This window comes from Hymenobacter caeli, from assembly GCF_013294115.1.
Lineage (GTDB): Bacteria > Bacteroidota > Bacteroidia > Cytophagales > Hymenobacteraceae > Hymenobacter > Hymenobacter caeli.
This window is the reverse complement of sequence record NZ_JABSNP010000014.1, coordinates 38,654-52,134: the sequence shown is the minus strand read 5'-3', so window position 1 is coordinate 52,134 and position 13,481 is coordinate 38,654. Positions and strand designations below refer to the sequence as shown.

11 protein-coding genes are annotated in these 13,481 nt (G+C 63.9%); 4 read left to right on the top strand and 7 right to left on the bottom strand.

Going from position 1 to position 13,481, the window contains the following annotated elements; all coding sequences use genetic code 11:
• Positions 1-78: 78 nt before the first annotated feature.
• The gene (gene rsmH / locus HNP98_RS14650; protein WP_173810883.1) at positions 79-1,002 is read right to left on the bottom strand and encodes a 16S rRNA (cytosine(1402)-N(4))-methyltransferase RsmH; all 924 of its coding nucleotides are present in this window, start codon (positions 1,000-1,002) and stop codon (positions 79-81) included.
• Between the two features lie 2 nt (positions 1,003-1,004).
• Positions 1,005-1,466: a division/cell wall cluster transcriptional repressor MraZ gene (mraZ, locus tag HNP98_RS14645; RefSeq protein WP_173810881.1), complete on the bottom strand. Its 462-nt coding sequence runs from the start codon at positions 1,464-1,466 to the stop codon at positions 1,005-1,007.
• A 192-nt stretch (positions 1,467-1,658) separates the two neighbouring features.
• Here mraZ and HNP98_RS14640 point away from each other — a divergent pair, with 192 nt between their 5' ends.
• The 4 genes from HNP98_RS14640 (at position 1,659) to HNP98_RS14625 (ending at position 6,219) form a co-directional block, all read left to right on the top strand.
• The gene (locus HNP98_RS14640; RefSeq protein ID WP_173810880.1) at positions 1,659-2,687 is read left to right on the top strand and encodes a PEP-CTERM sorting domain-containing protein; all 1,029 of its coding nucleotides are present in this window, start codon (positions 1,659-1,661) and stop codon (positions 2,685-2,687) included.
• A gap of 78 nt (positions 2,688-2,765) precedes the next feature.
• Positions 2,766-3,209 (top strand): hypothetical protein, encoded by a 444-nt coding sequence (locus HNP98_RS14635; RefSeq protein ID WP_173810878.1) that lies wholly within the window; start codon positions 2,766-2,768, stop codon positions 3,207-3,209.
• A gap of 94 nt (positions 3,210-3,303) precedes the next feature.
• On the top strand, positions 3,304-5,658 hold the full coding sequence (locus tag HNP98_RS14630; RefSeq protein ID WP_173810876.1) for a TonB-dependent receptor: 2,355 nt from the start codon (positions 3,304-3,306) through the stop codon (positions 5,656-5,658).
• A 189-nt stretch (positions 5,659-5,847) separates the two neighbouring features.
• A complete protein-coding gene (locus HNP98_RS14625; protein ID WP_173810874.1) occupies positions 5,848-6,219 on the top strand; it encodes a heavy-metal-associated domain-containing protein in 372 nt (123 codons plus the stop codon).
• Between the two features lie 174 nt (positions 6,220-6,393).
• On the opposite strand, the gene HNP98_RS14620 is transcribed toward HNP98_RS14625, so the two are convergent.
• From HNP98_RS14620 to HNP98_RS14600, 5 genes are all read right to left on the bottom strand, one after another.
• Positions 6,394-7,128, bottom strand: coding sequence for a fatty acid desaturase (locus tag HNP98_RS14620; RefSeq protein WP_173810872.1), 735 nt, complete (start codon positions 7,126-7,128; stop codon positions 6,394-6,396).
• A gap of 16 nt (positions 7,129-7,144) precedes the next feature.
• A complete protein-coding gene (locus HNP98_RS14615) occupies positions 7,145-7,996 on the bottom strand; it encodes a 4-hydroxy-3-methylbut-2-enyl diphosphate reductase (RefSeq protein ID WP_173810870.1) in 852 nt (283 codons plus the stop codon).
• A gap of 234 nt (positions 7,997-8,230) precedes the next feature.
• Entirely contained in the window at positions 8,231-10,969 is a 2,739-nt protein-coding gene (locus HNP98_RS14610) for a T9SS type A sorting domain-containing protein (protein ID WP_173810868.1), read from the bottom strand.
• Between the two features lie 967 nt (positions 10,970-11,936).
• Positions 11,937-12,407, bottom strand: coding sequence for a hypothetical protein (locus HNP98_RS14605; protein ID WP_173810866.1), 471 nt, complete (start codon positions 12,405-12,407; stop codon positions 11,937-11,939).
• A 119-nt stretch (positions 12,408-12,526) separates the two neighbouring features.
• Positions 12,527-13,369, bottom strand: a complete 843-nt coding sequence (locus HNP98_RS14600; RefSeq protein WP_173810865.1) for a phytoene/squalene synthase family protein — start codon at positions 13,367-13,369, stop codon at positions 12,527-12,529.
• Positions 13,370-13,481: the final 112 nt, after the last annotated feature.

Below are 13,481 nucleotides of genomic sequence, written 5' to 3'. Positions count from 1 at the left end.
GAAAGATGCTTCACTACGTTCAGCATGGCGGCCTGTTTTTTGTATTTTGAGTTACTGCTAATTTCTTTTCATCCCCTATCAATTCCGCACCGCAACCCGCAATTTAGCGCTGCGGGCCCGGCTGTTCTGGGACACTTCCTCAGCCGAAGCCTCTTCGGGGCGGCGGTTGAGGGCGGTGAACGGCTTGGTTTCGTGGCCGAAAAAGTCTTTTTCTACCTCCCCAAAAAACTTTCCCTTGGCGATAAAATTCTTGGCCAGCCGGTCTTCGAGCGAGTGGTAGCTGAGCACCACCAGCCGGCCCCCGGGGCGCAGCACGTCGGCGGTTTGCAGCAGCATTTCCTGCAAGGCCTGCATCTCCTGGTTCACCTCGATGCGCAGGGCCTGGAAAACCTGGGCCAGGTACTTGTTCTCCTTGCCCCGCGGCATCACACGCTGGATGGCAGTTTTCAGGTCCTGGCTGGTGGCCAGCGGCCGCCCGCGCCGGGCCTGCGCCACGGTGGCGGCCAGGGTGCGGGCGTTGGTCACCTCGCCGTACATCCCGAAAATGCGGTGCAAATCGGCCTCCGGGTAGTCGTTGAGCACATCGGCGGCCGTGGGGCCCTGGTCGGCGTCCATGCGCATGTCCAGGGGCCCGTCGAAGCGGGTCGAAAAGCCCCGCGCTGGCGTGTCGAACTGGTGCGAGCTGACGCCCAAATCGGCCAGCAGGCCGTCCACGGGCAAGGCGTCGCGCTGGCGCAGCTCGGCGGCCAGGTCGCGGAAGTTAGCCCGCACGAACGTGAATTGGGACCGGGCCAAGCGGGCGGCTTCGGCCTCGGCGTCGGCGTCCTGGTCGAAGCTGTAGAGGTGGCCCGTAGTCAGGCCGTCGAGGATGCGGGCCGAGTGGCCCCCGCCGCCGAAGGTTACGTCCACGTAGCGGCCGGCGGGCTGCACATCGAGGCCGGCCAGGCACTCGGCCAGCAGCACGGGGCGGTGGTAGGCGGTATCGTTGGGGCGCGGCTCCATCGTCAAAAGGCCAGGGTGGAATCGGTGGCCAAAAACTTCTGCGCCTGCTGGCTAAACGTCTGCTGGTCTTTGACGAGGAACTCCTCGTAGCGGGCCGGGTCCCAGATTTCGCAGCGGTTGCCCAGGCCCACCACGATGGCCTCCTTCTCGATGCCGGCGTAGCGCAGCATGGTGCGCGGCAGCATGAAGCGGCTGATGCTGTCCAGCTCCACCTCCGTCATGCCCCGGAAAAAGTTGCGCTGGAACTGCCGGTACTCCTCGTTGAACTCGTCGAGGGCCATCACTTTGTCGTGGATGACACGCCAGGCGGCCCGCGGGTACAGCACGAGGCAGGGCTCGAAGCCGCGCACCAGCACGAGCTGGTTGCCCGATGCGTCGGGCAAGTTGGCCTTCACCTTGGCCGGGAGCACGAGCCGCCCCTTGGGGTCGAGCTTGCATTCGTATTCGCCGGAGAGCAGGTGCATGGCAGAGGCCAGAAAATGGGGAGGGAAGCAAACAAAAGTACGGGCCCCGTTTTGAATAACAACCACGATTTACCATTATTTACCACAATTTGAAACTGGTTTCTGGGCCATCTAGGGCACATCCGGGCAGGGGCCGCGGCCGGTTTGCCAAAATGGCAGCTACCTTCGGGTTCGTTCCCAACCGTTTTGCTTATGCGCTTGCTTCGCCCCCGTTCCGCCGCTTTGCTGCTTGCCGCCGGGGCGGCGCTGCTGCCCGGGGGGCCCGGCACAGCCGCCCCGGCCCGCCCCCGGCCGCGGGCACCGGTGGCCATCCTGTTCGTGGGCAACAGCTTTTCCCACGGGGCCCGCCTGCCGGTGCTCACCTACAACAGCGCGGCCATCACCGACGAGAATTACGGCCAGCCCGCCGGCTCGCCCCGCGCCGAGGGCGGCGGCCCGGGGCCCTGGGGCGGCATCCCGGCCATCTTCCAAAAGCTGGCCGACGAGGCCGGCCTGCGCTACGACGTGCACCTGGAAGCCATGAGCGGCCAGACGCTGAAGTTCCACTTCGACCATGCCCTGGCCGTCATCGGCCAGCCCCGCTGGCAGGCGGTGGTGTTGCAGGAATACAGCACGGGGCCCCTGCCGGCCCGGCGCGGGGGCAAGCGCGCCGAATTTAACGACTACGCCACCCGGCTGGAGCAAGCCGTGCACCGCGCCAACCCGGCCGCCAAGCTCTACCTCTACGAAACCTGGGCCCGGGCCGACCTCACCTACCCGCCGAACCGGCCGTACTCGGGCCAGCCCGTGGACTCGATGACGGCCGACCTGCACGCCGGCTACTACGGCCTGGCCCGGGCCAACGGCCGCTTCGCGGGCGTGGCCCCGGCCGGCGACGCCTGGCTGCGGGCCATCCGCACGGGGGTGGCGCTGCCCAACCCCTACGCCCCCGCCCCCGGCCGGCTTGACCTGTGGACCGATGACCACTACCACCCCAGCTCCTCGGGGGCCTACCTGAACGCCTGCGTGCTGCTGGCCACCCTCACCGGCCACGACCCGCGCCGGCTGGGCCCCCGGGAGCAGGCCGCCGCGGCCCTGGGCCTGTCGCCGGCCGACGCCGTGGCCCTGCAACGCCTGGCCTACGAGCAGGTGCGGGCCGCGCCGGCGGCGGAGCCCGTGAACGGCTTTGGACGGAAGCATCCGCCCAAAGCCAAGCGATTGAAAGCCACAGCGGACCGATAAGTCGGCGGGGCAGAATCCTGCACGCGGCGGGCCCGGATTTTAGCGGCTTGCAATCCCCCGCCGCCGTACCTTTGCTGCGTGCAAGCCCGGTCCCATTCGCTCGTCCGCCGCATCGTCAGCCTCTGGCTGGCCGCGCTGGTGCTCACCGCCTCGGTGGGCCTCACGGTGGCGCGGCACACCTGCCGGTTCAGCGGGCGCAGCCGGGCCAGCCTGGCGCTGCTGGGGCCGGCCCCGCGGGGGTGCTACGGGGCCACTACGCCGCCCCGCGTCAAGGACGGCTGCTGCGACTTCAGCACCCACCTGCACAAGCTAACGGCCCCCGCCGACGCGCACGCCATCAGCAAAGTGCTGGTGCCGGGGCCCCTAATGGCGGCGTGGCTGCCGGGAGCCGCGTGGCCGCTGGCTCCGCAGCGGCGGGCGCGGGTAGCGGCGGCGGGGCCGCGCTGGTTTGCGGCCGATGCCTCGCCGCCCCCGCGGGGCGGGCGGGCGCTGCTGCGGTGGGCGGGCAAGCTGGTGGTTTAGGTTTTTTCGGACGATGCGCCCGCCGGTGAGGGGGCGCGGCCGGGGCTTTTTAGCCCGGGCTATTTCTTTCGGAAAACCTTAACTTTCAGCTATTATGAAACCTTTGCGCGGGCTGGGCCCGCTGCTGCCGCTTGGCAGGTTATTACCCCTATTATTGTTTCTAGGGGCCCCTACCCCGGGCCAAGCCCAAACCGCGCCCGGCCCGGTGCACGGCGAAATCACGGAGCAAACCACGGCCGCGCCCCTGCCCGGCGCGGTGCTGCGCTGGCTGGCCGACGCGCCCGCGGCCGCCGACAACTTTCCGACCGCGGCCGCCGACGCGGCGGGGCATTTCGTACTGGCCCGCCCGGCCCGCGCCGCCGGCCGCCTGGTGGTGCAGGCCCTCGGCTACCGGCCCGACACGGTGGCCGTGGCCGCCACCGGCAGCCCCTACCTGCGGGTGGGCCTGCGCCCCGGCCTGGAGCTGGGCGAGGTGACGGTGACCACCCGGGCCCTGGCCTACTCGGCCCTCACGCCGGCCAACACGCAGGTGATTTCGGCCCGCGACCTCACCAAATCGGCCTGCTGCAACCTGGCCGAGAGCTTCGAAACCAACGCCGCCGTGGAGGTCACCACCTCCGACGCCGTGTCGGGGGCCAAGCAGATTCAGCTGCTGGGGCTGGACGGGGCCTACTCGCTGCTGACCGTGGACAACCAGCCGGCCCTGCGCGGGCTGGCCGCCCCCTACCGCCTGGGCTACCTGGCGGGGCCCTGGATCGAGAACATCGAAATCATCAAGGGCACGGGCTCGGTGGTGAACGGCTACGAGGCCATTTCGGGCCAGGTGAACGTGAAGCTGCGGGAACCCGAGAAAACCGACCAGCTGCTGTTCAACGCCTACGGCAACGACCTGGGCAAATTCGACGTCAACCTCAACGCCTCGGCCCGCCTCAGCCCCAAGTGGAGCACCGTGCTGCTACTGCACACCGACCACCTGGGCCAGCGCGTGGACCGCAACCACGACGGGTTTCTGGACCTGCCGCTGGCCACCCAGTTCAACGCCCTGGACAAGTGGAAGTACATTTCGGGCCACGGCGTGGTGACGGAGGTGGGCCTGGGGGCCCTGCACGAAACCCGCCAGGGCGGCCAGCTGGGCTTCCGGCCCGACGCGCCCGACGCCTACCGCCAGGCCTGGGGCACCACCCAGACCACCCGCCGCTACACGGCCTTCACCAAGACCTCCTACACCTGGCCCACCCGCCCCTTCCAGAGCCTGGGCCTGCTGATGAACGGCACGAGCCACGACTTCAACTCGACGTACTCGTTCAGCGAGGTGACCGGGCCCCGGCGCTACGACGGCACCCAGCGCACGGGCCAGGCCACGCTGCTGTTCCAGAGCATCATCGGCAGCACCAAGCACGGCTACCGGGCGGGCCTGAGCTACCTCTACGACGACTACCAGGAGTATTTCAGCGACGGGCAAACCTACCTGACCGAGACGCCGGCCGACGCCGACGCCCGCGAGCACCGCGTCCGCCACGAGCGGGTGCCCGGGGCCTTCGCCGAGTACACCTACCAGGACAGCCGCCACCTGACCTTCGTGGCCGGCCTGCGCACCGACCGCCACAACCTCTACGGCTGGCAGGTGACGCCCCGCCTCAACGCGAAGTACGACGCCGGCCCGAACAACATTTTCCGGGCCTCGGCGGGCCGGGGCTTCCGGGTGGCCAACCCCATTGCCGACAACGCCAGCCTGTTGGCCAGTGCCCGCCAGTTCGTCATCGGCACCAACCTGCGCCCCGAAACGGCCTGGAACACGGGCGGCAGCTACACGCACTACTTCACGCTGTGGGGACGCCAGGCCACGTTCGTGACGGACTACTACAGCACCGTGTTCGGCAACCAGGTGGTGGCCGACATGTACACCGCGCCCCAGCTCGTGCTGATTGACAACCTGGGCGCCACGGGCCGCTCCTTCGCCCATAGCCTACAGGCCGAGCTGCAAGCCGAGCCCGTGAAGGGCCTGCAAGTGAAAGCGGCCTACAAGCACCTCGACGTGCGCACCACCTACGACAACGAACTGCTGCCCAAGCCCCTGACGCCCGCCAACCGCGCGTTCCTCAACCTGGGCTACGCCTCGGCCTTCGACAAGTACCGGGCCGATTTCACGGTGCAGTGGTTCGGCGAGCGGCCGGTGGCCCACCTCGGCAACGACGCCACCCACGCGCACGGGGCCGGCTCACCGGCCGTGTACTACGCCCCGCGCTACGCGGCCCTCAACGCCCAGCTCACCCGCGCCTTCAAGCGCCTGGAAGTGTACGCGGGCGTCGAGAACCTCACCAACTACCGCCAGCCCAACCCCATCGAAAGCGCGGCCTTCCCGTTCAGCCCCAACTTCGACGCCGCCATGGTGTGGGGCCCCGTCTACGGCCGCCTCACCTACGCCGGCCTGCGCTACCGGATTGAGTAGGTAAATAAGCTGCTAGCTTTTAGCTGCTGGCTGTTAGCTTTTGTTCTGACTAACAATGATTGAACGGCAAAACAATATTGAATTGACGTGGGTCAAGCATTTAGCCGGTCAGATTTCAACCAGGCGAGCCATCATGCTTATCTGGCTTCATTTTCGCACTAATCATCTCATCATTCTCGTTACCCATTTATGAAATCCTTCGCATTTTTCCTATTCACCGCCCTGAGTGCCGCCGGCCTCAGCGCCCAGGCCCAGACGGCCCCCGCCATTGCCCAAGCTGCCACCGGCACGCAAACGGTCCAATTCAAAACCTCGGCCGTGTGTGACATGTGCAAGGCCCGCCTCGAGAAGAGCATGGCCTACGAGAAAGGCGTGCAAAGCGCCACCCTCGACGTGCCCACCAAGGTGCTGACCGTGAACTACCGCCCCGACAAAACCAGCGTGGCCGCCCTGCGCACCGCCGTGCTGAAAACCGGCTACGACGCCGACGACCAAACCGCCGACGCCCACGCCTACGGCCGCCTCCCCGACTGCTGCAAGAAAACCGCCGCCGCCCATTAATCAAAACCGCAGATTAAGCAGATTTAACGGATAAGAACGGATTGTTGGAGCGCTCGAAAGACATTTATTAGGCCACATCAGTTAAAAAAAGGCCACTCAATGAGTGGCCTTTTTTACGCAAATAGCCGGCTTCAACAAGCCGTTCTTGTCCGATAAATTTACTTAATCTGCGGTTCAGGGCTTTGTTTGCCACAGCCGCCACCAGGGCAGGTAGGGCTGGTCGTGGTGCTCGTAGTGGTAGCCAAAGAAGTAGCAGCTCACGAAAGCCCACACGTGGTGCCGTAGTTGGCTGCGCGAGTGGTGCTGGTTGTCGGGCGCGTGCTCGCCCCGGTGGGGCAGGTAGGTGCCGAAGAAGAACAGCTGCAACGTGGCCAGCACGGCCGGTACCATCCAGAAGGCAATAACGCTGGCCTGCGGAAAGTAAAGCTTCAATACGTTGTAGGTAACGGCCATCAGCAGCACCTGCCACCAGGTCACGTAGTTCCAGGCGAAGCGGGCCAGCCAGGGCAGGAAGCCGGCGTAGTGCTCGGGGTGGAAATCGGGGTCTTCCTGGGTGCCTACGTGGCGGTGGTGGTCGTGGTGCTTGGGCAGCTGGTTTGGGAACCAGTTGTAGGCAAACAGCACCGTGGCCACCGTACCGATGGCGTTGTTGAGCCGCTTGTTCGGGCTCACCACGCCGTGCATGGCGTCGTGGGCCGTGATGAACAGGCCGGTGTAGAGGTGCGTTTGGAGCAGCACCAGCAGGTACGGGGCCGGCGAGTGCCAGTTGGGCCGGTAGCCGGCCAGCAGCCACGCCAGCAGCCCGCCCCAGGCGGCCATTATCAGCAGGGCCGCTGCCACGCCCTTGCCGGCCAGCGGCGCGGGGGCCACGCGGCGGGCGGATACGGAAGGGGCAGCGGACACGCTCATCAAGCTAACTCTAAAATTACAGCGCCACCAGCGCCTCGCGCACCTGCTCCATCAGCCACATGGGCGTGCTGGTGGCCCCGCAAATGCCCACCGACTGCCCCGGCTCGAACCAGGCGCGGTCAATGTCGCCAATGTTGGAAATGAAGTGCGTGGCCGGGTTGGTATCCTTGCACACCTGGTAAAGCACCTTGCCGTTGGAGCTTTTGGTCCCCGACACGAACACCACCTGGTCAAACTGTGCCGCGAAGCGCCGCAGGTCCTTGTCGCGGTTGCTCACCTGCCGGCAAATGGTGTCGTTGGCGTTGATGCGGTAGCCGCGCCCCTCCAGCTCGCCCTTGATGCGGTAGAAGCTGTCGGTGCTTTTGGTGGTTTGGCTGTAGAGGGTGAGGTCGGCGGGCAGCTCGTGGGTCAGCAGCTCGTCGAGGCTTTCGAACACCACGGCCTGGCCGCTGGTCTGGCCCAGCAGGCCCAGCACTTCGGCGTGGCCGTGCTTGCCGTAAATAAAAATCTGCTCGCGCTTGTCGAAGCTGGTTTTGATGCGGTTTTGCAGCTTCAGCACCACCGGGCAGCTGGCGTCAATCAGGGTCAGGTTGTTTTCGAGGGCCAGCTTGTAAGTGCTCGGCGGCTCGCCGTGGGCCCGGATGAGCACCGCCTCGTCGCGCAGCTCCGCCAGCTGCTCGTAGTTGATGATGCGCAAGCCGCGCCGCTGTAGGCGCTGCACCTCCTCGTCGTTGTGCACAATGTCGCCCAGGCAGTAGAGGTACCCCTGCTCGTCGAGCAGGTCCTCCGCCATTTGAATGGCGTAAATCACTCCAAAGCAAAAGCCGGAGTTGGGGTCGATGCGAACACTAAGCGACAAAGGCACCATATGGCAAGGTAACCGGAAATGCTCACGTAAGGTTGCGGTTACAGTTTGCCAAACCCGCAGGGGCCCTCCCCGACCCCGGCACTTCTGCGCGTACAGTTGTGCCTTTGTACCCATCGGCGGGCCACCCGGGGGCCCCCGGCCCGTCTGCCCGCCGCAGCCTGGCCACGGCCAGGCTACCAAACAAAAGGGCCTCCCGCAGCTGCGGGAGGCCCTTTTGTTTAAAGAACGAAGTTTTCAGAACTTCACCACGCGGCCGTGCACTTGCTGGCCGCCCACGTTCACCAGGTAGGTGCCGGCGGGCAGGGCGCTCAGGTCCACTTCGCCGTTGGCCGGCAGGGCCATTTCCTTCACCACGCGGCCCATCATGTCGCTGATGCTCACGCGGGGGGCGGCGTCCGCCAGGGCCTGGGGCAGGCTAATGGTCAGCTTGCCGGCCGTCGGGTTCGGGTAGATGCCAATGGCCACCGCGCCGTCGCCCTGCACCGACACCACGGGCGAGTAGGCCACCGTGCCGTCGAGGTCGATTTGCTTGAGGCGGTAGTAGCTCAGGCCCGGCAGGGGCTGGCGGTCCACGGCGTCGTAGCTGGTGCGGGCGCTGGAAGTGCCCTGGGCCGCTTTCGAGAGGATGGCCGTGAACTGCCGCCCATCGGCGCTGCGCTCCACGTCGAAGCTGCGGCTGTTCTTCTCGCTGGCCGTCACCCAGTTCAGGTTCACCTGCTTGCCGCTGCGCCGCGCCGTAAACGACACCAACTGTACCGGCAGCGGGCTCAGCGGCTGGTTATTGGGTACCAAGTAGTTCTCAGCGTTCAGCACCCCGTCGTTGTTGAACTCGAAGGCGTAGAAGTAGTACTGCGTGTTGGGGTCAAGACCCGACACGTTGAAAGTGCTGGAGGCTCCGCTGAACACCGCGTAGGTATTGCTCGAAGCCTCGATGGCCGAGCCCTTTCCGAACACGTAGGCCCCGTTGCTGTCGGTAGTACCCGGGTCGAAGTTTTGCTTATCCTGTGGGAACAGGTTGGTAGGAAATTGCGCATACGTCGGGGTGGCAATCACCAGGCGGTTTTGGCCGTAAGCCGTACCTGCTGGCGGGTTGCTCAGGTTGAAGGCAATGTTCACGCTGGTCCCGTCGGTGCTGCGCGTGACGCTGGCCGTGGACTGCACCGTGGGCTGGGTGCTAATGGCAAATCCGGAGGCCTGGCCAAAACCGCTGCTCAGCACAAAATAATTGCCGTTGCTGAAGCTTGGGTTTCTGAACTGTAGCTCCTGCGCCGCGTTTCCTACCCGCACCGGCGCAAAGCGCACCATCAAGTTCTGGGAGAAGTTACCCGTCATCGGGTCGGGCATCACGGTGCCCGTCGTGTCGTAGGTCATACCGCCGTCAAGCGAAAACTGAAATGCTGGCGTGCGCTGCGGGTTGCGAGCCAAGTCAGACCCATCGGCGGGGAAGCGAATGTCGACGTTGCTTCCCAGCAGGAAGCCGTCGAGACGCACCGTCGTAGCCGCCGATGTGGTCCCTTTTACGATGTCCGCCGGAAAGGCCGGAATGGTCCGGCTCAGGCGAAGGGTAGGTTGGCTAATGCCCGTCACCGACACGTCGGCGGTGCGAGCCGGTGAGCTGGAGCTGCTAATGTTCGCGTTCACCGTCACGGCGTTGTCGCCCGGCACGAAACGCACGTAAACGGTCTGCTGGGGCACGTTACCGTTCATATCGGGCACGTAGGTAAGCGAAGAGGTAAAAGTGACGTTATCGCTCGATACCTGGAAATAACCGGCGTTGGGGCCAGTCGGGGCCACCGTCAGGTTTTGCAGCAGGTTGGTGCCCGATACCCGGAACGACTGCGAAACCGACGTAGTGGTGGGACGGGTGGCGAACGTGAAATCGTTGCCGTTGGGATTAGTTGCCGAGATATCCGAAATCTTGCCGCTGCTGTTGTTGGCCGTCACCACTACCGTGGCCGAGGCGGTGTTGCTAGCTGCCGCGATGGTTTCGCTGTAAGCCGCGCCGGGCACGGTGGCCACCAGCTTCACCTCAATGGTTTGGGTGGCTACCGTGCCGTTGGTTTGCGTCAGGGTGAGGGGGTTGCTGGAGAAGGCCCCTCCGGCCGAAGCATTCCTGAACTGCAGAGTATTGGCGCTCGGCGTCAGCACAATGTTGGCGGTCAGGTTGGTACCGCTCACGTCAAACGTGCGGGTATTGGTACTGCCACTGCTGGTCACGGTGCCAAAGTCGATTGCGCCGGGGTTCACAATAACGGTAGGACCAGTAGGGGCCGGGGTAGCCGTACCGCTCACCTTCACGTACCTAGCCACCTTAGCAGTGCTTCCGTTGGGCGTGGATACGATTACAGAGTCTTTGTACGCCTGCGCGGCCGTGGGCGTGAAGCGCACGTCGACGGTGGTGGTAGGGATCGTACCGTTGGTTACCGTCAGCACAATCGGATTGGTCGAAAACACGTCCGTGCCGGTGCGAATGCGGAATCCCATGGGCGGCGTGATGGTCACGCTGCTTTGTAGGTTCTGCCCGCCAACCGTGAACGAGTTGGTGGCCGTGCCCGAATTACCTACCACCACCGAGCCGTAGTCGGGCAGCGTTGTGGGCGACACGTTCAGCACGGGGGTGGGCATTACGCCAGTGCCCGACACCGACAGGCTCTGGTCGGCAGCCCCGGGGCTGGTCAGGGTCACGTTGCTGACGTAGCCCTGCGCCGCCGTGGGCTTGAACACGATGTAGACCGTGGCGTTGGTCACCGCTCCGCCATTGGGAGCCAGCGACACCGACGAGGTGTACGTGCTGTTATCCGTGCTTACCTGAAAGCCGGTGGGGGCCGTCACCACAATGGGAGCGGTGAGCGAAGTCCCGTTCACCGTCACCGTCATCGGGTTAGACTGCGTGTTGATAATCTGGTTATTGAACCCTAGCGCTGCTGGATTGATGGTGATGGTTGGCGTACCAGGGGTACCGGTACCCTTCAACTGAATACGTACCGGAGCGGGCGTTATCGTGTTACCATCGTCGTCAGAAGTAGGAAGATTAAAAAACGGCTGGATAGTGGTAGTAGCCGTAGGACTAAATCGTATATATATTACTGTACTGATGTTGCCACTACCATCGGGTACTAGGCCAATAGTGGAAGGCGAAGGGATGAACGTGGTACCATTAACACTGCCTTCAAACTTATTAGGAATGTTAAAAGTGATGTTAGTACCGCTCACAAGACCGCTTCCAGTCACGGTGTAAGATTTGGCAGCCGACTTGGTACCCACGGCCACCGACCCAAAATCTTGCGGATCGCCCGCAGCATTTGGCGTTATAGTCACCGTTTGGGCAAAGCCCAACCCGGGCAGGGCCGTTAGCAGACACAGGCAGAGCCACCGCAGCCAGCTTTTTGAAAAAGAGTAGGAATGTTTCATCATTTTAAGGGTAGGCGCGTGAGCTTAGTGGATAGGAAAGTTAATTATGAGAGATTAAATTGAATTTTACAAGGACGGGGTTTGGCCAAATACAACTCCTATTCATTTCCAGAGCATATTTTCATACGCGAAGTTATACTAATCCAAGCGAACCCCCAATACTACATTTCGATTCATAGGGTTGCACAGTTTGGTAATACCTGCCTAAAAGCCCGATCAGAGCATAAATTCGTCTTTTGCAATTCTTCTATCTTACAAATTATCGCCTTGATAATTAATATTTTGTATTGAAAATGGCTCAAATTGGGAAAAATTATTCAAAATGGGAGCGTAGTAGGATTTTGGGGGTTTAGTAGGCCCTGGCTTGGCCCTGGCAGGCCCCCGGGGTTGCACTTCGCCGGGGCCAGCGCCCACGTCGCGGTCGGCCCACCGCACCAAACGGCCGCGGGGGCCCGGCGGCCCCTTCCGGTTGGGAAGAGGTTCGCCGGGCCCCCGCGGGTTGCAAAGCGCCGGTTACCTTTTTGTTAGTTCACTCCGCCACTTCGCCCAGGCGGGCCGCGTCGGCCCCGCTCACGTGGCCGCGGGCCACCAGGAAGCTGCGCACCGTGCGAAACGCCTCCGCATCGAGGCCCGATCGGGGGTGGGCCAGCGCCGAGCTGAGCAGAAAGGCCTTGTCTTCGTCCACGTGCTGGCTCAGGCCCAGGAAGGCGGGCAGGTTGCTCTCGACCGAGAAGCGCAGGAAGCGGATTTCGGCGTTGTCGGGGGCCAGGGCCACGGCCTGGGCGAAGGTGCGGGCCGCGTCCTGCACGTAGGCGAGCTTGTTGAACATGGACGCGTCGCGGGCGCGGATGGCCTGCGCGGCGGCTTTGTAGCCCAGCACCAGGGCGTCCTGGTCGTGGTAGTCGGCCAGGAGCTGGTAAAAGGCTTCGCCGGCGGCTTTGTCGGCGGCGGCCAGCTCGTAGTGGCGGCGCAGCTGCGCAGGGTCGTAGGGAGAGGGCATGGCAAGGAAAGTGAGGGGCCCTGGGCGCGGCGCGGCCGCTGCCGGGGCCAGGGTGAGCAGTAAAAGGGCCAGTGGAAGGCGCACGGGCCGCAAAGCTACCGCCACCCAGCTGCCCGGCTTCAAATCCGCGCCAGCCGAAACCGGAAGTAAGAGCCCAGCAGCAGCAGCAGCTTGGTGTTGGTGGGCACCCGCACCCGCTCGTGCAAAATGTGCGCAGCCGGCGCTTTCCTGATCTTATAAAAGAGCTTCAGGTAGTACACGTAGGCCAGGTACACCCCCAGCCGGGCCGGGCGCGGCAGCTGCTGAATGCCCGCGTAGCCGGCCTCGAAATCGGCCCGGATGTCGGCTTCGATTTCGCGCTTGGCCGCGTCGTCGAAGCGGTGGTAGGCCACGCCGGGGAAGTACACCCGGCCCCGGTCCTCGTAGTCGGAGCGGATGTCGCGCAGAAAATTCACTTTCTGAAACGCCGCGCCCAGCCGCCGCGCGGGGCTCCGCAGCTGCTCGAACAGGGCCGGCTGCCCGTGGCAGAAAATGCGCAGGCACATGAGCCCCACCACTTCGGCCGAGCCGTAGATGTACTCGTTGTACAGGCCCGGGTGGTAATTTTGGTCCTCCAGGTCCAGGGCCATGCTGTACAAAAAGGCGTCGATGAACTCCTGGTCGATGCCGTACTCGTGCACCACGGCCTGGAAGGCGTGCAGCACCGGGTTCAGGCTGAGGCCGGTGGCCAGGGCCTCGGCCGTCTGGCGCTGAAAGTCGGCCAGCAGTGCCGCCCGGTCATGGCCGTGGAAGGTGTCCACAATTTCGTCGGCCCAGCGCACGAAGCCGTACACGGCGTACACCGGCGCGTGCAGCCGCTCGTCGAGCGTGCGGATGCCGAGCGAAAACGACGTGCTGTAGCGCTTGGTAATGAGCTTGCTGCACGCCAGGCTGGTATCAGTAAAAAGTTTAACGTGGTCCATTGGCTGAATTAAAAATTATGAATTATGAATTATGAATTAAAAATTGAGTACGCCAGAATCACACCGTAGCCCTCCCACTTTTAATTCATAATTCATACTTCATAATTCATAA

Bases quoted from the DNA above. Each gene is read 5' to 3' on its own strand.
- rsmH (WP_173810883.1), bottom strand. From the start codon at position 1,002: ATGGAGCCGCGCCCCAACGATACCGCCTACCACCGCCCCGTGCTGCTG.
- HNP98_RS14625 (WP_173810874.1), top strand. From the start codon at position 5,848: ATGAAATCCTTCGCATTTTTCCTATTCACCGCCCTGAGTGCCGCCGGC.
- HNP98_RS14620 (WP_173810872.1), bottom strand. From the start codon at position 7,128: ATGAGCGTGTCCGCTGCCCCTTCCGTATCCGCCCGCCGCGTGGCCCCC.
- HNP98_RS14605 (WP_173810866.1), bottom strand. From the start codon at position 12,407: ATGCCCTCTCCCTACGACCCTGCGCAGCTGCGCCGCCACTACGAGCTG.
- HNP98_RS14615 (WP_173810870.1), bottom strand. From the start codon at position 7,996: ATGGTGCCTTTGTCGCTTAGTGTTCGCATCGACCCCAACTCCGGCTTT.
- HNP98_RS14640 (WP_173810880.1), top strand. From the start codon at position 1,659: ATGCGCTTGCTTCGCCCCCGTTCCGCCGCTTTGCTGCTTGCCGCCGGG.
- mraZ (WP_173810881.1), bottom strand. From the start codon at position 1,466: ATGCACCTGCTCTCCGGCGAATACGAATGCAAGCTCGACCCCAAGGGG.
- HNP98_RS14630 (WP_173810876.1), top strand. From the start codon at position 3,304: ATGAAACCTTTGCGCGGGCTGGGCCCGCTGCTGCCGCTTGGCAGGTTA.
- HNP98_RS14600 (WP_173810865.1), bottom strand. From the start codon at position 13,369: ATGGACCACGTTAAACTTTTTACTGATACCAGCCTGGCGTGCAGCAAG.